Here is a 17,533-nt window from a genome sequence, read left to right as displayed (position 1 = left end):
GGGAGTAGGGAGAACAACGCCGAGCCCGGGTGGTTCGACGTCTTGTGCGGCCTTCTGGCCGAGGGCCGCACAAGTCTTTTCGAGACGGGGAGCGTCATTGCTCCCTCGCTCTGAATCTGCCGATGAACGGCACGGACGCCGCGGCTGCGAGACCGGTCAGCAGACCGGCCGGCACGGCGTAGACCAGCAGGCCGTTCAGCGGATCGTCCGGCGTGGTGCCGCCGGCGAGGGCGAGCGGCTCCTCCTCGGGGGAGTCGATCTCGTCGACGGTGTCGGGATCCGACTCGCTGTCGGGGCTGTCCGGGCTCTCGCCGTCGGCGTCGGGGTCCGCGGGCGACTCGGGATCGGCGTCGGGATCCTTCTCGTCCTCCGGGGCCTTGCCCTGGATCTCGTCCGCAGCAGCGAGCGCCTGCTTCACCCACTCCTGGGAGAGCGGCGCGTAGCCGGGGGGCAGGCGCCCGATGTCGGTGCCGGGTCGCTGGCCCTTCTGCACGGCGTATCTGATCAGGCCCGCATAGGACGAGCGCAGATCGTAGTCGGTCTGGGCCGGGTTGAGCGCCGCGTACACGGGCATGGTGAGCGGATAGGCGGTGTCGGCCTCCTTGGCCGCGGAGCTGTTCGGGTTGAACAGCGCGACCTTGGGCTGCGTCGTGTCCGGGACCATCGCGGCGGCGGCGGCCGACATGCCGGCGCGCGTGGGCAGGACGAAGCGGCCGGCCGGGTTGAGCAGCGCGGCGGTCGCCGTCTGGTACTGCTCGGCCGCGGGAGCGGTCGTCAGGGCGATCACGCTCTGGTTGCCGAACAGCTGGCGCGGCGCCTTGCCGTACTTGTTGGGGATCGAGAACTTGTCCCAGTCCCCGAGCACCTTGCCGTCGCCGCGCAGCACGCTGTAGGCGCCGTTGGTGAAGTCGCTCGTATACGGGCGGTTGATGACCAGGTCGATGGGCCCGGTGCCGTGGGCCGGGTCGCTCGTCGTGGTGTCCGCCTTCTCCGTCGGATCGGCCTTGGGGAAGTTGTCCCGGGGCAGGGAGAAGGCCGTCTTCGTCGGGTTGATCTTCGCGTTGGTCGAGTAGTACGGGTTCACCTTGGTGCCCCACTGGTCGGCGGCCCCGTTCAGCCAGGCGGCCGCCTCGGCGTTCGCGTAGACGTACTCCCAGAGACGTGTCGCGAGGTCGGAGCGGCCCTCCGGCATCAGCGCGTCCGAGACCGAGACGCCCACGATGCTCTGCTTGGCCCACTCGCCGTCGGCTCCGCCGTTGTGCTGCCAGAAGTCGGGATCCTGCACGATCGTCCGGGGATTGCCGCTGATGTGCTTCGTATCGGCTCCGACCGGGAAGGACTCGGTGTAGGAGGCGGTGAGCAGCTTGGCGAGGAGCCGGGGCGTGAGGTTGAGCTGCGTCATCGGCTGTCCTCGTCGCTGCTCCGTCTTCTCCCACGACTCACGGGTGCTCTCCCACTCCTCGTGAGCGACCTCCCACTTGGCGAAGTCACGGCGCCACTGCTTGACGTCGATCTCCCACTGCTGCAGGTCCTTGCGCCACGTCGTCATGGCCGTCTTCCACTGCTTGAAGTCCTTCTGCCACTGCGAGTAGTCGGCCTCCCAGTCCTCCAACTCCTCGGGCGTCGCGTTCTCCCCGGGGTGGTCGGGCTCCGGCGGCCTCGTGGGCTCCGCGGGTTTGGTCGGCTCCGTCGGCTCGGTCGGCTCGCGGGGGGACGTCTGCGGAGAGGAGTCGATCGCGAAGCTGATGCTCAGCCCGGAGAGCGCGATCGGGGCGTAGGCCAATGGATCCTTGTCGAGTCCCGCGTTCGCCGTGTCGAGGGGGAGCGATGTCAGCGCGAGCGCGCTGGGCGTCGTGCCGCTCGCATCGCGGAGCGCATCGGTCTCGGCGCCGATGCGGTGCACGAACGCGGCACCGTTCTTGCCGGAGCACAGCTGCGGCTGCCACGAGGCGATGACGTTCACCAGCAGCTCGCTGCCGGCGATCTGCTGCTCCTGCGTGCCGATGTCGCAGCGGGAGCCGAGCGGGCGGAACTCGAGCTTCGTCGCGACGTGGTGCTCCCAGGAGTCCCACCAGATCCCCGGCTTGTCGATCGAATTGGAGCCGTTGTCCTTCTCGCCGCGCGGGATGATGACGAGCCAGCAGGACTGCGCCTTCGAGGACCCGGCCGCCACGTTCCCGCAGCCCAGGCCGGGGGACTGCATCGCGGTCTGCACCTCGAAGGGCACCGAGCCGGATCCGTCCGCCGACGACGGGGCCCAGTTCACCTCGTTGGTGGTGTTCCTGGTGAAGAAGGTGTTGGTGTTGAGATCGACGGCGTTCCCGTCCCTCTTGATGGCCCAACCGGGGTTGCCGTCGTAGTAGACGCTGGAGTTCGCGTCGCGCTGGATCGCGGTGACCACGCGGTCCGAGGGCGCCTTGCGGTCGTCGACGCTGCCCCTGCTGTTCACGGCGACGAAGGGGATGCCCGTGTAGACGCGTCCGCGAGCCTCCGCCACGGTATAGCGCTTGTCCTGATCGGCGACCTGGGTCCGCCCCTGGGTGGCGTCCCGCATCGAGCCGTAGCCGAGCGTGCCGCCGTACTGGCAGGTGCGGCGGTCGGGGTGACCGGGATTGTCCTTGTCCTCGCCCCAGCACTGCGCGATCTGCAGGAAGTTCTCGCCGCCGTTGCTGCCGCTCGGGCGGGAGGAGCGCTTGCCGCCCGTCCAGGTGATCCGGATGCCCTGGTTCACCAGGTCCTTCGTCTGCGAGACCGTGACCTTGAGATCGGGGAACGGGGCGTCCTCCGAGACCAGCGCGTTCTTGGCATTGGTGAGGGTGACCGCGCTCGCGGTGGTCGTGGCGTTCTGGGTGACCGGAGCGGCCTCGGCCGAGTCCGGCTGGAACAGCACCGCCGCCGTGGCGAGGGAGGAGGAGACGAGCGCGGCGACGATCAGCCCGACTCCGCCCGCGCGGAGATAGAGGGGAGCGCGCTTCACTGTTCCCCTCCCTTTCGCGAGGAGCTGCCCATGCGGTTGCCGAGCATCGGCGGCACCAGCATCGCCGCGAGCAGCAGCAGTCCGGCGACCACCATCATGGTCTGGGTGCCGCCCCAGCCGTCCTCCGGCAGGGTGAACGGCGAGGCGACCGCCGCGTTGCCGGCGGACCCGGCGCTCACCAGCTCGCCGTTGTCGTCGATGACCACTCCGGCGCTTCCGGTGTCGTCGGTGCCGGCGCTTCCGGTGTCGTCGGTGCCGGAGCCTCCGGTGTCGTCGGTGCCGGAGCCTCCGGTGTCGTCGCCGCCGCCGGAGCCGTCGCCGCCGCCGTTCCCGGTCTTCGGCGTGGATCCCTCAGCGCCGCCCGTGCCGGTCGTGCACTGCTCGGGCCCCTTCTTGTCGCACTCCTGCGGCATCGGGGCGGTCTGGGCGAGCTGGTTCTTCGAGAGGGAGTCGCCCGCCTTGAAGGTCGGGTTGTTGCACTTGTTGATGTCGACCTTCACGCTGCCCGCGCCCGGAATGCGCTTGATCTGGGTGAAGCCCGCCTGCACCAGGTTCATCGGCAGCGGCGAATACCCGAGATCGCCGGCCTGCTGCTGCCCCTCGCACAGCAGGTACTTGCCGAACTCCGCCAGCGTCTTGCCCTTGGCATTCGTGACGATGCCCTTCGCCTCGGTCGGCACGATCAGGTAGGAGTAGCTCGACAGCGGATAGCTGCGCTTGTCGTTGTTGCTGTAGACCCCGTCGAGGATCTGCGTGAGGTAGTCGGACGAGCTCTTGTTGTTGTTGATCTTGGCCTTCATCAGCGCCACGGCCACCGCGTACTTGGTGGGCTCGACGTAGTAGCCCGACTTGTTGAGCACCTTCGCGACCGGGAAGTTCGCCTTCAGCGCGTAGGAGTACTCGACATAGGTGATCGCTCCCTCGCCGTGATCCTGCGCCACGTAGCCGGACACGCCGGACGATCCGGTCTGTCCCTTCGCGCCCGAGAACACCGGGTACTGCGAGGTGAGCCCGCCCGCGGGGTAGAACTTCTTCCACAGGCTCTTGTGCTGCTTCGACATCCAGAGCGTGAACTGCGCCGTCGAGCCGGAGCCGTCCGAGCGGACCACCGGGACGATGTTCTTGTTCGGCATCTTCAGGCCCGGGTTGTCGGACTGGATCTGCTTGTGGTTCCACTTCGTGATCTCGCCGGTGAAGATCTTCGTGATCGTCTCTCCGGAGAGCCGCAGGTTCGTCACCCGCTGTCCGTTGATCTTCAGGTTGTACATGAACGCGGTGCCGCCGGCGACGATCGGCATGTACGCGTACTTGATGTTCGGCTTCTCCGGTGCCGAGCCGTCCTCGGGTCGAGCCTGGAAGGGGATCTCGCTGACCGCGAAGTCGACGGTCGGGCCGTTCTGGCTGCCGATGAAGTCGCGACGACCCGCGGACGAGCCCGTGTCCGAGTAGTTCACCTGCATGCTGTAGAGGCCTGCCACGTTGCGCTGCCACTGCTTGATCGCATTCGCGGACCAGGACGATCCCGAGCCGGTGATCGGCTCGTAGCTCGCGGCATGGGCGGTCGTGACCGTTCCGGCGGACGCGGGCAGGCCCACGCCGAGGGCGACGACCGCCGCCGCCACGAGGGCGAGGGCACGGCGGACACGGTTGGCCTGCGTCAGGCGCCGGGCAGTGGGGATGCGGCGTGTCTTCACTCGTTGCTCTCCGGTGGTGCTGGTGCGGTTCATCGGTCTGTCGCTGTCTGTGCGGGCTGGGGGTCCGGCGGAATCTGAGCGGAGGGCGCGGCCTGGAGCGACGCCTCCGCGGCCCGCGACATCCGGCGCATGTCGCGCTTCGACGCGTCCTTGACCCGGCGCTCCCCGCGCTTGGAGAGCTGGCCGGGACCGCGCCCGCCGATCATGCGCGCGATCGTGAAGAGCGCGAGCACGAGCAGCAGCAGCACGGCGGCGGTGCCGAACCCTCTAGCAATCATGTTGGGCTCAGGTGAACGGACGAAGTCGAACACCTGAAGAGGAAGCGAAATCATCGCGCCCTCGAAGGGGTTCAGGTTCGTCACGTTCGTCATGCCGGAGGTCAGCAGCACGGGGGAGGTCTCACCGATGCCGCGGGCGGTGCCGAGGATCACGGCGGTGACCAGTCCGGAGCGCGCGGTAGGCAGCACGACGTGCCAGACGGTGCGCCAGCGGGTCGCCCCGAGTGCGTAGGCGGCCTCCCGGAGGTTGCCGGCGACGAGCCGGAGGACCACGTCGGAGGCGCGGATCACGATGGGGAGCATCATGACCGTGATGGCGAGCGCGGCGGCGAAGCCGGAGCGCTGGTTGGTGATCAGCAGGATCACCGCGGCGTAGATGAACAGGCCGGCCACGATCGAGGGGAGCGCCGTCATCGCGTCCGCGATGGTCCGGACGAAGCGGGCGAACCTGCCGCCCACCTCGTTGAGGTACAGCGCCGTGAGCACGCCCAGGGGAATGGTGATCGCGAGTGCGATCGAGATCTGGATCAGGGTGCCCAGGATCGCGTGGAGGATGCCGCCGACGTCGAGCGGGTCGAGCGGACCGGCGAGCTCCATGTCCTGCGTGAAGAAGTTCAGGTGCGGCAGCGCTTCGCTGCCCCGGATCAGCGCGTAGGAGATGACGAAGAGCAGGGCGCCGACGAGTATCACGGCGGCGCTGACGAAGAGGGTCGTCGCGATGCGGTCCTTGACCTCCTGCCATCCGGCCCCCAGTCGCACCAGGTAGCTGTAGACGGCGAGGAACGAGAGGAAGGCGACGATGAACCAGCCGATGGGGCCGGTGAGCGGCGCGATCCACCCGAAGAGCAGGGTGGCGATGGCGATGCCGGCCGCGAGTGCGCCGAGCAGGTTGAAGGCGTCCTCGGCTCGAACGCCGCGCAGATCGCGCCGTTCGCCCTCTTCGACGTCCGAGACGTCGGGCGTGACGGTGCCGGCGACCACTGGGGGCGCGGCGTGGCGGGCGGGAAGCTCCGCGGGGGCGGTCTCGTGATCCCGCTCGGAGGACTCGGTCCCGATCAGCGTGTCCGTCATGTCACGCCTCGCTCTCTGCGCCCGAGCGCGATCGGGCGACGATCGTGGAGGCGGTGAAGTTGATGACCAGCGTGATGAGGAACAGGGTGAGTCCTGCCGCCATGAGGGCCGAGAGGGAGAAGTCGCTCGCCTCTCCGTAGCGCAGCGCGATCAGCGCCGACACGGAGTTGCCGCCCGTCTTGAGCAGCTCCCAGTTGATCGTGAAGATGGGGGAGATGATCATGTAGACGGCGATGGTCTCGCCGAGGGCCCGCCCGAGGCTGAGCATCGAACCGCCGATGATGCCGCCCCGGCCGAAGGGCAGCACCACGTTGGTGATCATCATCCATCGTGTGGCCCCGAGGGCGAGCGCGCCCTCGCGCTCGCCGGGCGGCGCCTGGGAGAAGGTCTCGCGCATCACCGAGGTCTGCGTGGGCACGATCATCAGGGCGACGACGATGCCGGCGATGAACGTCGACGAGGTGAAGGCGCTGGCGTCGGTCAGCGGCACGCCGGCGTCGTCGGTCACCGCGAAGATCGGGATCCAGCCGAAGTAGGTCGAGATCCACTGGGCCACCGGGATGATGTTTCCCTGCAGGTAGAAGACCCCCCAGAGGCCGAAGACCACGCTGGGCACGGCCGCCATCAGGTCGACGATCGTGATGAGCCACTGCTGGAGCCGACCGCGGGCGATCTCGGAGATGAGCAGCGCGGTGCCGAAGGAGAGCGGGAGCGACACGGCCATGGCCACGAGCGCGATGGCGAAGGTGCCGAAGAGCACCGCGGCGATGCCGAACTCCTGCGTCTCGGGCGACCAGTTCTGCTCGGTCAGGAAGGAGAGGCCCGCGACGCTCAGCGCGTCTCCCGCGCGCATCGACAGGAAGATGCCTACCGCGAGCATCACCACGACGGTGATCAGGCCCGCGACGAACGCGGTCGAGCGGAAGACCGTGTCCGCGGTGGAGGGGACCGACTTCAGGCTGCGCGCCGTGACGGAATCGCCCGTGTCGTCCGAGGAAGCCTCATCGACCGGAGGATCGTCCTTCGGCACGTCGTCGCCATCCGGTTGCTGTGCGAAGAGTTCGTCAATCTCGTTCGATAGCGGCGTATCGCTCGCACTCTTCACAGGCGTCCGGTTCCTCTTGCATTCGCTTGGCGCTGAGATCGATGCCCGATCTGGTCAACGATGTTCGTCAGGTACCGAGGCTAGGCAGCTTTGGTGAACTGATTGTGTTCGTCCGGTGAACAGTTATCGCCCGTCTCTTAACCTGTTGTTCATCTGGTGTGCGAGTGCCCGGATCGCGGAGCGCGACGTGAACCGTGATCCGGCCTAGTCGGATATCGTGACGGTCACGATGCCGCCCACTTCGGCTCTCCTGCCGGCAGCGGGCTCGGCGTGGAGCGCTCTGCCGGATTCCTGAGCCGTCACCGGTGGGGCGGCTGGGTCGGGGCTCTCCTCCGGAACGGTCTCCTCCGGCGAGACGAACACCGGGAGGTATCCGGCGGCCGTCAGCTCGGTCTCGGCCTCCTCCGCCGTCAGGCCGATCACGTCGGGCACCCGGTTCCATCCCGACGCCACGGTGAGCCTCACGGTGCTGCCGGGGGAGAGCGAGACGCCGTCCGCCCTGGAACTCCTGAGCACGGTGTCGGCGGGGTCGGGGCCGGAGAGCGTGCGGATGTCGCCGACGACCAGTCCGAGGCGTTCGATCAGTTCCCGCGCCTCGTCCAGGGGCAGCCCGACGACCTCCGGCATGGCGATCCTGACCTCCGTGGGCTCCGGCTCCGGTTCCGGTTCCGGCTCCGGCTCTGGCAGCGGCACCGGCTCGGGCTCGGGTTCGGGCTCGGGCTGCACCACCGGCTCCTCGGTGGGCGGCGGCGTGCTGCTGATCGCCTCGATGCCGCGGAACCCCGAGTTCTGCAGTGTGGCCAGCACGCCGAGACCGACCAGGGAGAAGAGGATGGCGACCACCGCGGCCCAGACCCACCAGCGCCGTTCGGATCGGCTCGACCCCGCGGCGGCGGTGCGCACGGGCGTCGGGCCCGATGATCGGCTCGGCGATCGCGCGGGAGCGCCCCCGCGTCGCGCCGGGGGCGGGATCAGCGGCAGTCGGTCGGTGTCCACTCGATCCGACCCGATCGCGGCGGCGACGTCGTGCACGGACCGCAGCATCGCCTCGGCACCGGGCGGGCGACGCGCGGGATCCTTCTCCAGGGCGTCGAGAACCAGATCGTCCACCTCGGGCGGCAGGGACGATGCGAGCAGCGAGGGGGGCGCGGCCGGATCCGACACGTGCGCGGACATCGCGGCGAGGGGGTCCTCCCGGGCGAAGGGCGGGACCCCCGTGAGCGCGAAGTGCAGAAGCCCGCCGAGCTGGTAGAGGTCGGCCGCCGCGGTGACGGGCGATCCCTGAGCCTGCTCCGGAGAGATGTAGAGCGGGTTCCCCAGCACTCCGAGATCGTCCCCGCCCGGGTGCGCGCGCTCGGTCAGCGGTCGGGTTCCGGAACGGGCTTCGGCGAAGCCCGTGGCGCGATCCGCGTGCCTGACGGCGGTGTCTCCGGAACGGCCAGCGATGCCGAAATCGATGAGGCGCACGGCGGAGGCGTCCAGCGGCTCTCCGGGCTGCAGATCGAGGATCACGTTCGCCGGAGTGACGTCGCGGTGCACGAGACCGGCGCGGTGCACCGAGCTCAGCGCGTCGAGCAGCGCCGCGGCCAGTGCGAGCGCGTCGTCGACCATGAGCGGGCCGTGCTCGCGCACGTGCGCGGCGAGCGTGCGTCCGCGCAGGAGCTCGAGGGCGATCCAGGCGGTCTCGGAGCGGGAATCGTCCGCGCCGACCATCTCGCCCTGTCCGAAGGAATCGACTCGGATCACACCCGGGTGATCGATCCGAGAGGCGAGCTGCGCCTCCTGGAGGAATCCCGATCGCTCCGACTCGGAGAACGAGAGACCGGGTTTCAGCACCTTGAGGGCGAGTGTCTCGCCGCCGGGCGCACGGGTCGCCGAATAGACGTCGGCAGAGCCGCCCCGACCGAGACGCATGTGCACCTCGAAGTCGCCGACGCGCTTCGGCATCGCCGTACCCGCTTGCAAGACACCTCCGTTTTTCCGGACATGATAGCCGTGCCAGGTGTCCGGCGAGTGTCGGCGCCTCCGCGGCGGAGCCGAGCAGGCCGTCGGCGGGAGGGGCTCGATCGGCGGGGCCGCTTCCGTGGGGTGGAGCGGGGCATGCCCTAGGCTGGAGGCCTACGTTGTCGCGAGCCCAGGAGGCATGATGGTGATTCAGGTCGGCGAGATCGCTCCCGAGTTCACGCTCTCGGATCAGCACGGCGAGGAGCTGACGCTGTCCGAGCTGGTCGCAGAGCGACCGGTCGCGCTGGTGTTCTTCCCGCTGGCCTTCTCTGGCATCTGCACCGGGGAGCTGTGCGAGCTGCGCGACAACATCGCGGTGTTCGCCGACTCCCAGGTCAGGCTGCTGGGCATCTCGGTGGATTCGGTCTACGCGCTGCGCGCCTGGGCCACGCAGGAGGACTACGAGTTCTCGATCCTCTCGGACTTCTGGCCGCACGGGGGCGTGGCTCGGGACTACGGCGCGTTCGTCGAGGAGGCGGGGATCGCGACGCGCGCGACGGTGATCATCGGTGCGGGACGGAAAGTGCTGGCCTCCTTCGAGACCTCGCCCGGCGAGGCCCGTGATTTCGGAGCCTACCGCGAGGCGATCGCCGCTCTCTGAGCGCGCATGCCCTATGCTTGTCCGGTCCGCAGCGCGGACGAGGGGCCTGTAGCTCAGCTGGTAGAGCGCCACGTTTACACCGTGGATGTCGTCGGTTCGATCCCGGCCGGGCCCACCCAACGTTGGATGTTCAAACCCGCGACGTCAGCGGGTTTGGCATCCTTCCCTTGCAGCGCCGCCGCTTCGTAGACCAGCGCATCGGTGTGGAGCGCCGGGTCGAACAGTGCATCGAACGGTTCCCCGTGATCCGCAGCCACCGTGTTGATGTCCTCGACCTCGTAGACGTTGATCCGCTCGAAGAACGCCTGGTTGCAGATGCGCCGGAGCGAGTCGTCCAGGCTCATGTAGATCGCGTGAGCATTCCCCGCCAGAGCCAGGCAGTCCTCCAATTGATCCTTGGCCTGGTCGTACTCAATCTGACCTGCATCGATCCGTGAGTCGAGGAACGCGAGCCGCCGTGATATGCGGTCCTGTTCCTCTTTGAGTAGATCGAGCGGGACAGCACCCGCGTGGTGGGCGTGCAGGAGACTGCGACGCTCGTCGCGGAGCTTGTCGCGCTCCTGTGCGAGAGTGTGGCGTTCGGCCTTGTTCGCGGCGTGGAGGTCATCGAACTGGCGGGTGAGCATGTGCCGCAGCGCGGTGACGATGTGCTCAGGGATCTGCACCTGACGGTAGTAGTCCTCGACCTTCTGCTCGATCTCGTCCACGGGCATCGCCTTGCGGATGCAGCTCGTGCGCTTGGAATGCCGGCCGGCGCAGATGAAGTAGGGGTAGACGACACCCTTGCCGTTCTTGGCGTGGGTGACCATGAGCCGGGAGCCGCAGTCACCGCAGTAGATCGAGCCTTTCAGGTAGTGCTCGTGCGTCTGGGTCTTCTCGCCTGAGACCTGGTGAGCGGTGAGCACGTTCTGGACGCGGTACCAGAGCTCGGCGCTGACCAGCGGTTCGTGCAGGCCGTCGTACCTGGCGCCGCGGAAGATCACGTCGCCCTTGTAGTACGGGTTCGACAGCATCGCCTGGATGCTGGATAGCCCAGGCGCTTTCGCGGGACGCTTCGGTGTCGGCACCGTGGTCAGTCCTCGGTCGATCAGCTCCTCGCGGAGCATCGAGGTCGAGTAGTTCCCAGTCGCATAGGCGTCGAACGCCCACCGCACGAGCGCGGCACGGTCGGGGTCCGGGATCACGGTAGGCACGTCGCGGCCGAGCTCGTCGCGCTTGTGGACGTTGAGGTAGCCGAGTGGCGCGCGGGCGACGGTGCCGCCGGTCGCCGCCTTCTGCGTCATGCCCTTGGCGACCTCGTTGGCGAGGTTACGGGAGTAGAACTCCGCGATCGTGGACATGATGCCGTGCAGCAGCATCCCCGAGGGAGTCTCGTCGATGTTCTCTGTGGCAGAGACGAGCATGACCCCGGCCTCGCGGAGCGCGAGGTGGATGGCCACGTCATCAGCACGGTTGCGAGCGAGCCGGTCGACCTTGTGGACGATGCAGTAGGCGATCTGGTGGGTCTTGACGTACTCGATCATCCGCATCAGCTCGGGCCGGTCGGCCTTGCGCGCGGACTCTCCCGCGTCGATGAACTCCTCGACCACGATGGCGTTGAGGTCACGGGCCTTGCGCAGGTTGGCGTCGCGCTGCGCGGGGATGGAGAAACCTTCATCGCGCCCGCCGCGCTCCGCCTGCTCCTTGGTAGAGACGCGCAGATACGAGACGGCGAGGGTGGTGGTCTCGCCGAGCCTGTCGAGGCTGCAGGGTGGGGCCGGGGGCGCCAGAGCCATTAGTCGTGTTTCCTCTCACCGATGGTGGGAGCCACCACGACGGCGAACCGTCGCGCGGTGCGACTCGTAATCGGAAACACGACCTGCACCCTGTGAGGGTCGCAGGTAAGCCACGGGGGCCAACTGGACTGCGCACCAGGCCCGTTGCGACGGGCCGTGGCGAAGCACGTTCATTCTACCTCGGGGTCGTCTGCCGATGTCGGTTCGGCCTGCGGTTCGGGTGCATCCTGCCCGCTGGGGTCGGCATAATCGTCCGCCCTTGCCACGGCCATCCCGAGGAAGACCTGTGCGAGCTTGTGCAGGTCCGGGGACTGCCTCGGCATGGCCTCGACGCGGAAGTGCCGCCCCCGGCGGCCGCCCCTGCGTCGTTGCTGCCGGTTCATGTGAGCTCTCCGGTGCGCGGGTCGAGGCCAGCGTAGAAGTCGTCCTCGGCCTGACGGCGCGCGGCGACGTCATCGAGGACGAACTGCACGAAGTCCTCGTCGCGGTTGGCGATGATCCGGTCTTCGACGGGCTCGGCGGTGTCCTCGCCGGGCCAGATGGTCTGGCGGGTGGGACGGTCGCGGTCGAGCCGGGTGCCGCAGGCGGCTACCCAGTCGCGGAGCCGCTGACGAGCGTCTGCGAAGTCACGGTGCCAGCCCAGCGGCGCACTCGCGTTCTGCTCCGGGTCGTAGGCCGCCAGCCAGTGCAGGTGCAAGGCACTCAGCTCCCAGACCAGCTCGGGGTGGTGGTGCCAGAACGGCGGGACCACGCTCGCGGGCAGGCCGTAGGCCCCGCGAAGCCAATTGACCCACCGGTTGAGCTCCAGCCACTCGGCTTCGGCCTCATCAGCGGTCAGAAGGTTCCAGTTGATCGGGTGCGGCGGTTCGGGCAGCAGCGGTCCGTCGAACTCCTCCGGTTCATCCGCAGGCTCGGGCTCGTCGGCTTCGGGCGCGTCGTCGTACTCAGCCATGACGATCGCTTCTGGTCACAGCCCGAGCGCCGACGCGGCGCTGGCGGGTTCCCGGCGCGGAGCGAGCCCGACCGGGGCTTGTTCGGCGGCCTCCTGCACGGGGGCAGGCTGGGAACGACGGGTGCGGTCGACCTCGTAGGTGGTGCGGGCCAGGTCGTGGCCGAGCTTCTTCGCGACGAACTCCTCGGCCTTGACGGCCTCGCCATCGGGCGTCTGCCGGTCGTACTCGCGGGTGTAGCCCTCGGCGACGAACTTGTCGCCCTTGGCGAACCGCTCGTGCGCGCGCTCGGCGGTCTTCTTGAACGCCACGAGGTCGTGAAAGGTCGTCTCGGTCTGCGTGAACGACCCGTCGTCTTCTCGGCGGTAGTGCTCCTGCCCGATCTTGACGTAGAGCCTCGCGTCCCCGCGCTCGGTGTACGTGAGCTGCGGATCGGAGGCGATGAACCCGGAGACGGATTCTTGCGTGTGGAGAGCCATCGGACTGCCCCTTTCTGACATGGTCGGTAGCCCCACGCCGGGGCCGCCTGTGTCAGGCAGGTGCGCCCGCGTCTCCCTGCGGCCGGCGTTGGAGTAGCGCCTCGATCTGGGCGCGGTCGCTACGCAGTGCGGCGGCGTCGGGGCGGTCGGTCCAGGTCCGCATCCGGGTGACGATGGGCGGTGCGGCGCGCAGCAGTACGAGCGCGGTGCCGAATGGGAGGGTGCGGATCGCGTCGGGCGGCATGATCGGGACCCGCCGGATGGAGCGTTGCGCGGAGCGCGAGCCGTGGTCTCCGACGGTGGTGGAGTCGGTCACCTCGTCACGCTCTCCGATGAGGGTGGTCAGGTCGTGCAGGTCTTTCGAGTTCGACGCACCACCGAGGATGATCTTGACGATGGAGGCGTCCCAGATCGCGCCGGCCGCGTTTTCGCTCCATTTCTCCCGCGCCTGCGCGAGGCTTTGGAGCACGGGCATGGTCGTGATCCCGGTGCCGCCGCCTTCGGCCATCAGTGTGGGCAGGGAGGGCAGGGGCGCGAGGTTGCCGACTTCATCGAGCGCCAGGAGCAGTGGTGGGTCGAGCCGGGCGCCGGGACTGGTCGCGGCGATGCGGCGGGCGGCTTCCACGACGTCTTCCACGAACGCGGCGACCAGGGCTGCGCTGTTGTTCGCCCCGGCGCCGGTTGCCAGCAGGTAGAGGGTGCCCTTGGCGCGGAGGAACGCTTCGGGGTCGAAGTCCTCGCCCTCGCGCGGGCTCACGGCGTCGAGGACTCGCGGGTCTGCGAGGGCGGCCAGCGCCAGTGACACGCCTTGCCAGATGGAGTCGCGGGTTCTCGGGTCGGAGTCGATCATCGCTTGCAAGGACTCCGCCCAGCCGGTCGCGGCGACCGGGTTGGCGGTGAGGATCGCGACCGCGTCCGCCGCTGCGGACGGGTCGAGCGTCCATCGGAACAGCTCACCCGGTGGGCGTCGATCCAGGGCCGCGGCGTGGAGGAGCGCTTGGAGCGCAGTGCGGGTCTTGCCTTCCCAGAACCCACCGCCTTCGACCCCACCTGCGGACAGGCCGGTACCGGCGGCGAGACCAGTGGCGCGGATCATCGCAGTCAGGGGGTCTTCACATCCTCGGATGGGTGACCATCTCAGCCCGGCTGGAACGCCCTCGGCGAGATGCTGCGGGTCGAACACCGCGACGGGACCGGTGCGCTGGCGTGCGTGGAGGGTTGCGGTGAGATTGTCGGGGCGGGTGCTGGTGGTGATGACCGCGCCGGGCGCATCCAGGATCATGTTCACCACCACGTGGGCGCCTTTCCCGCTTCTCGGGGCTCCTACGAGGAGGATCGAGTCTTCGACCGAGGCCCACACAGCCCTGCCCCGTGACGTGCCAATCCGGTATCCGACATCCTGCGGCCGCGCCTTGGACAGCGACGGCCGCAGGTGCCCGGCGCGGCGGAGCAGCGCGGCCTCGGATGCGTTCTTGTCGATGTCGCCGCGAGTGGCGATTCCGGCGATGCGGTACGGATCGACCTTGACCTGGCGTCCGTGCTCGCGGAGCGCGAGCCACACCCACCATCCGGCGAGACCTGCGGCAATGATCAGCAGCCCTGCGGTGATCCAGTACGCCACCACGTTCAGGCCCGGGGCACCGAGCGCGGTGGCGGGGTCAGCTGGATGGAGCAGCACCCCGAGCCCGGCCTCGATTCCGCCCGAGGGCTGCGCGGCGCCAGTGATCCAGGAAGCTACGGAACCTGCGCCGCGCAGAATCGCGGCGAGCACGGCGGCGGCCATGAGTAGACCGATGCCGAGATTGGTCAGTTCGTCCCCGAGCGATCCGGTAGGGCGCGGGGTGCTCATCCAGGGCGCCCGATCGCCAGCGTGCCGGAGACGCGACCGAGCAGGACAACTTCTCCGGTCGGCGCTCCGGTGAGTTGATCGGCGGACAGCAGGCCTCTGGCCGTGCCATCGGGTGCCGCGTCGGTGTGGGCGAGCACGACGGCCACGGCGACGTCCTCACCAGGCACGAATCCAGTCCCGTGCAGGACCACCAGCTCAGGGCTGGCCGGCGCGACCTTCGGGGCCGCGGGTTCAGGTGTTGTCGGTTCGGGACGGCGGCGCTTGCCGGGGGTGATGATGTCGGTGAACACCGAGCCGTCTGCTTCGCGGACCTCGACACGCAACGGTGACTGGCGCTGTTCGGTGAGTTGGTCGAGAACTGTGGCGAAGTCCTCGCGCCGCCATGAAGGGGCGAACGGAGGCGTCTCGTAGGCTGCACCGTCGACGGTGACGGTCATGGTGCCGTCGGTATTTACGGCGACCAGGACATGCGGGAGCACGACCGGCACCTCGGGTGCCTTGTGCGCCGGCGCTCCGTCGCTCTGGCGCCGGTAGCGGGGTCGGGCCATCACTCCGCGCCTAGCTGGCTGGTGGGCCTGCTCTGCTGAGTCATCACGGCTGCTCCTCATCTGCAGGCACCGGGCGTGCCCACGCACAGGGCAGGTGCGCCAGGGCAGACTCAGCATCCAGGTCCCTGACATGGCCGACCTCACCCTGCGCGCGCCGGACGAGCGCTTGATCTCGTTTGCATTCCCGTCCGGGACTCGACCGCTGCGGCCCGAATACTGGGTCGAGGGTCGAGGCAGAACGCACCGCGCTCCGTGAGGAGACACCGGAGCGGCATCTCCTCGGATTTGACCAGCGGTGAGGAAGGAATCCGAGTATCGGGTGCTGTTGGCGTAGGCTGGCGGGCGGCGCGTCGGGAAGTCTGGTCGACATCGACGCCGGCCTGTTGGTCGGCGGTACGGCTAGAGGAGACCCATGATCTGTCAGTCCGCTATCGAGATGCGATGTGCCCGAGGCTCATCCAAGAGCTGTGCGGTGTGCTGTCCAGTTGTGTGCTTCGGAGAGTGCCCCCGTGGCTGAGGCGCCGGTAGCTGGTCGGCGGTTGCGTGTCCTGTTGGCGACCGCTGGGAGTCGTGGCGATGTCGAGCCGTTCTTCTCGCTGGCGTTGGCTTTCCGTGAAGCAGGGCATGTCGTGCGCGTCGCCGCGCCCGATGATCCGGGCACGGAAGGCGACGCTGATTGGGTGAGTCTCGGGGTGAGCTTCGCGGACCTCGGGCGGGCCGTTGCCGACCTCGGCGGGATGCGAGCGTTTCGTGAACACATCCGTCCCACGATGGGCCTGGTCCTGCGGCGTGTAGTGGATGAGGCCGTCAACTGGCAACCGGACGTGATTGTTGCCCATCCCAAGCTCCTCACTGTGCCGGTGGCGGCTGAGCATCTCGGGGTCCCGTATTTCACGGTCGAGCTGACGCCGGTGTTGACTCCGACGCGGGAGTTCCCTGCCGCGGGTGTGCTGAACCGCTCCCTGGGGCCAGTGATCAACCGGCTCAGCTATCGGGTCGCTGGTCTAGGCGAGCGAATGTTCAGCGCTGACATTCGCGCGGCGCGGCAACGGTTTGACCTTCCCAGTTCAGAGAATCTGACACCGGCCGTAGGCTCGCTGGTGGCGGTGAGCCCGACTCTGCTGCCCCGACCTGCGGACTGGCCGTCGGCCACCCGTCTCACGGGTGATTGGCCGCGCTCGCCATCAAGTGAAGGACTGCTGGATGCGCGAGTGAAGGATTTCCTCGCAGACGATGCCCCGTTCTTGTACGCCGGTTTTGGGTCGATGCGCGGCGGCGACGCTGCGACACGCGCCGAAGCGATCGTGGATGGCGGACGACGGGCAGGGCTGCGGATTCTGATGGCGACCGGCTGGGGTGGCTTGGAACCTCCGCGCCGCTGCGTGGCGGGGGACGTGCTGGTTGTCTCGTCAGTGCCTCACGCCACGGTGCTCCGTCACGCGTCGGCCGCGATTCACCACGGCGGTGCTGGCACCGTCCATGCTGCGGCACGTGCCGGAACACCGTCAGTGTTGGTCCCATTTCTCGCAGACCAACCGTTCTGGGCGCGGCTCCTGCACCGATCCGGGCTCACCGGCCCGCCACTCAATCGAGACCATCTCACCACGGAGCGCGTCCAAGCGGCGATCGCCGATGCGGTCGAGCGCCGATCGGCCGTTCACCGTGTCGCGGAAATGATGCGTGCCGAGAACGGTCCGGCCACCGCAGCCGCAATCGTCGCCAAGACCGCGACGGGCACGGGAACGTCATGATCCTGGTCGCCTCCGTCCTCGCCTTCATCCTGCTCACCAGCCGCAATCCTCACTACCGCCGGATCGCGAAACCAGAAAGGTCGTTGAGGACGGCGACGACATCCTGGACATCTACCAGCGACCACCGTCCCACCTGATGCGGGTCTGCCCGCGGTTGAGGCGGAAAGGCGATCAGCCTCGCAGATCAACAACTCGAGTCACTCCCGGCGCCACACCGGAAGGTGCAGCGGGGATGAACACGCGCGCGTACACCCCAGGGGAAACCCGCCTGCAACAGCACCCCTGCCGCGATTCAAGCTTCAGGAGTCGTGAACTCGCGGTCTACGTCTCTAGACCCGCATCTTCCAGACTGATCTTCATGCCGCTTAGGTGCGTCTCCCCAGCCTCCAAGCTGGCCTCGACCACGTTCAGGAATCCTGATGGATAATCATGATTCCTGAGGGTTCTGCGG

At 68.3% G+C, this 17,533-nt stretch carries 12 protein-coding genes, 1 tRNA gene and 1 pseudogene; 4 read left to right on the top strand and 10 right to left on the bottom strand.

The window, feature by feature from the left end:
• Nucleotides 1-94: 94 nt before the first annotated feature.
• The 5 genes from J4H92_RS12840 to J4H92_RS12820 form a co-directional block, all read right to left on the bottom strand.
• Entirely contained in the window at nucleotides 95-2,977 is a 2,883-nt protein-coding gene (locus J4H92_RS12840; RefSeq protein ID WP_208098597.1) for a hypothetical protein, read from the bottom strand.
• Nucleotides 2,974-4,704, bottom strand: coding sequence for a phosphate ABC transporter substrate-binding protein PstS (pstS, locus tag J4H92_RS12835; RefSeq protein ID WP_208098596.1), 1,731 nt, complete (start codon nucleotides 4,702-4,704; stop codon nucleotides 2,974-2,976). The genes J4H92_RS12840 and pstS overlap by 4 nt, the downstream gene beginning before the upstream one ends.
• A complete protein-coding gene (gene pstA / locus J4H92_RS12830; RefSeq protein WP_208098595.1) occupies nucleotides 4,701-6,020 on the bottom strand; it encodes a phosphate ABC transporter permease PstA in 1,320 nt (439 codons plus the stop codon). The genes pstS and pstA overlap by 4 nt, the downstream gene beginning before the upstream one ends.
• A gap of 1 nt (nucleotide 6,021) precedes the next feature.
• Nucleotides 6,022-7,125 (bottom strand): phosphate ABC transporter permease subunit PstC, encoded by a 1,104-nt coding sequence (pstC, locus tag J4H92_RS12825; RefSeq protein ID WP_341783098.1) that lies wholly within the window; start codon nucleotides 7,123-7,125, stop codon nucleotides 6,022-6,024.
• 204 nt (nucleotides 7,126-7,329) lie between these two features.
• The gene (locus J4H92_RS12820) at nucleotides 7,330-9,072 is read right to left on the bottom strand and encodes a protein kinase domain-containing protein (RefSeq protein ID WP_208098594.1); all 1,743 of its coding nucleotides are present in this window, start codon (nucleotides 9,070-9,072) and stop codon (nucleotides 7,330-7,332) included.
• Nucleotides 9,073-9,271: 199 nt separating this feature from the next.
• On the opposite strand from J4H92_RS12820, the gene J4H92_RS12815 reads away from it, so the two are divergent.
• The 3 genes from J4H92_RS12815 to J4H92_RS15475 all read left to right on the top strand — a co-directional run bounded on the left by J4H92_RS12815 (nucleotide 9,272) and on the right by J4H92_RS15475 (nucleotide 10,167).
• Nucleotides 9,272-9,730, top strand: coding sequence for a peroxiredoxin (locus J4H92_RS12815; protein WP_208098593.1), 459 nt, complete (start codon nucleotides 9,272-9,274; stop codon nucleotides 9,728-9,730).
• A 42-nt stretch (nucleotides 9,731-9,772) separates the two neighbouring features.
• Nucleotides 9,773-9,845: transfer RNA gene (locus J4H92_RS12810), tRNA-Val, on the top strand.
• A gap of 7 nt (nucleotides 9,846-9,852) precedes the next feature.
• The gene (locus J4H92_RS15475) at nucleotides 9,853-10,167 is read left to right on the top strand and encodes a hypothetical protein (protein WP_243752359.1); all 315 of its coding nucleotides are present in this window, start codon (nucleotides 9,853-9,855) and stop codon (nucleotides 10,165-10,167) included.
• 291 nt (nucleotides 10,168-10,458) lie between these two features.
• Here J4H92_RS15475 and J4H92_RS15470 read toward each other — a convergent pair.
• The 5 genes and pseudogenes from J4H92_RS15470 to J4H92_RS12785 form a co-directional block, all read right to left on the bottom strand.
• Nucleotides 10,459-11,505 (bottom strand): annotated as a pseudogene (locus tag J4H92_RS15470) (recombinase family protein); the annotation flags it as partial.
• A gap of 379 nt (nucleotides 11,506-11,884) precedes the next feature.
• Entirely contained in the window at nucleotides 11,885-12,457 is a 573-nt protein-coding gene (locus J4H92_RS12800; protein ID WP_208098592.1) for a hypothetical protein, read from the bottom strand.
• 15 nt (nucleotides 12,458-12,472) lie between these two features.
• The gene (locus J4H92_RS12795) at nucleotides 12,473-12,934 is read right to left on the bottom strand and encodes a single-stranded DNA-binding protein (protein ID WP_208098591.1); all 462 of its coding nucleotides are present in this window, start codon (nucleotides 12,932-12,934) and stop codon (nucleotides 12,473-12,475) included.
• 52 nt (nucleotides 12,935-12,986) lie between these two features.
• Nucleotides 12,987-14,783: a type IV secretory system conjugative DNA transfer family protein gene (locus tag J4H92_RS12790; RefSeq protein ID WP_208098590.1), complete on the bottom strand. Its 1,797-nt coding sequence runs from the start codon at nucleotides 14,781-14,783 to the stop codon at nucleotides 12,987-12,989.
• On the bottom strand, nucleotides 14,780-15,331 hold the full coding sequence (locus tag J4H92_RS12785; RefSeq protein ID WP_243752358.1) for a hypothetical protein: 552 nt from the start codon (nucleotides 15,329-15,331) through the stop codon (nucleotides 14,780-14,782). Before J4H92_RS12785 ends, J4H92_RS12790 begins: the two co-directional genes overlap by 4 nt.
• Before the next feature lie 509 nt (nucleotides 15,332-15,840).
• On the opposite strand from J4H92_RS12785, the gene J4H92_RS15805 reads away from it, so the two are divergent.
• Nucleotides 15,841-17,082, top strand: a complete 1,242-nt coding sequence (locus J4H92_RS15805; RefSeq protein ID WP_208098589.1) for a nucleotide disphospho-sugar-binding domain-containing protein — start codon at nucleotides 15,841-15,843, stop codon at nucleotides 17,080-17,082.
• Nucleotides 17,083-17,533 lie beyond the last annotated feature (451 nt).

This window comes from Leucobacter weissii (genome assembly GCF_017565745.1).
GTDB classification, from domain to species: Bacteria; Actinomycetota; Actinomycetes; order Actinomycetales; family Microbacteriaceae; genus Leucobacter; species Leucobacter weissii.
Note: the sequence above shows the minus strand (reverse complement) of the source record. Positions and strands in the feature narration are given on the sequence as shown.

Excerpts from the sequence above, each read along its gene's own strand:
- J4H92_RS12795 (WP_208098591.1), bottom strand. The coding sequence starts at position 12,934 with ATGGCTCTCCACACGCAAGAATCCGTCTCCGGGTTCATCGCCTCCGAT.
- J4H92_RS12785 (WP_243752358.1), bottom strand. The coding sequence starts at position 15,331 with ATGGCCCGACCCCGCTACCGGCGCCAGAGCGACGGAGCGCCGGCGCAC.
- J4H92_RS12820 (WP_208098594.1), bottom strand. The coding sequence starts at position 9,072 with ATGCCGAAGCGCGTCGGCGACTTCGAGGTGCACATGCGTCTCGGTCGG.
- J4H92_RS12800 (WP_208098592.1), bottom strand. The coding sequence starts at position 12,457 with ATGGCTGAGTACGACGACGCGCCCGAAGCCGACGAGCCCGAGCCTGCG.
- pstA (WP_208098595.1), bottom strand. The coding sequence starts at position 6,020 with ATGACGGACACGCTGATCGGGACCGAGTCCTCCGAGCGGGATCACGAG.
- J4H92_RS12815 (WP_208098593.1), top strand. The coding sequence starts at position 9,272 with ATGGTGATTCAGGTCGGCGAGATCGCTCCCGAGTTCACGCTCTCGGAT.
- pstS (WP_208098596.1), bottom strand. The coding sequence starts at position 4,704 with ATGAACCGCACCAGCACCACCGGAGAGCAACGAGTGAAGACACGCCGC.
- J4H92_RS12790 (WP_208098590.1), bottom strand. The coding sequence starts at position 14,783 with ATGAGCACCCCGCGCCCTACCGGATCGCTCGGGGACGAACTGACCAAT.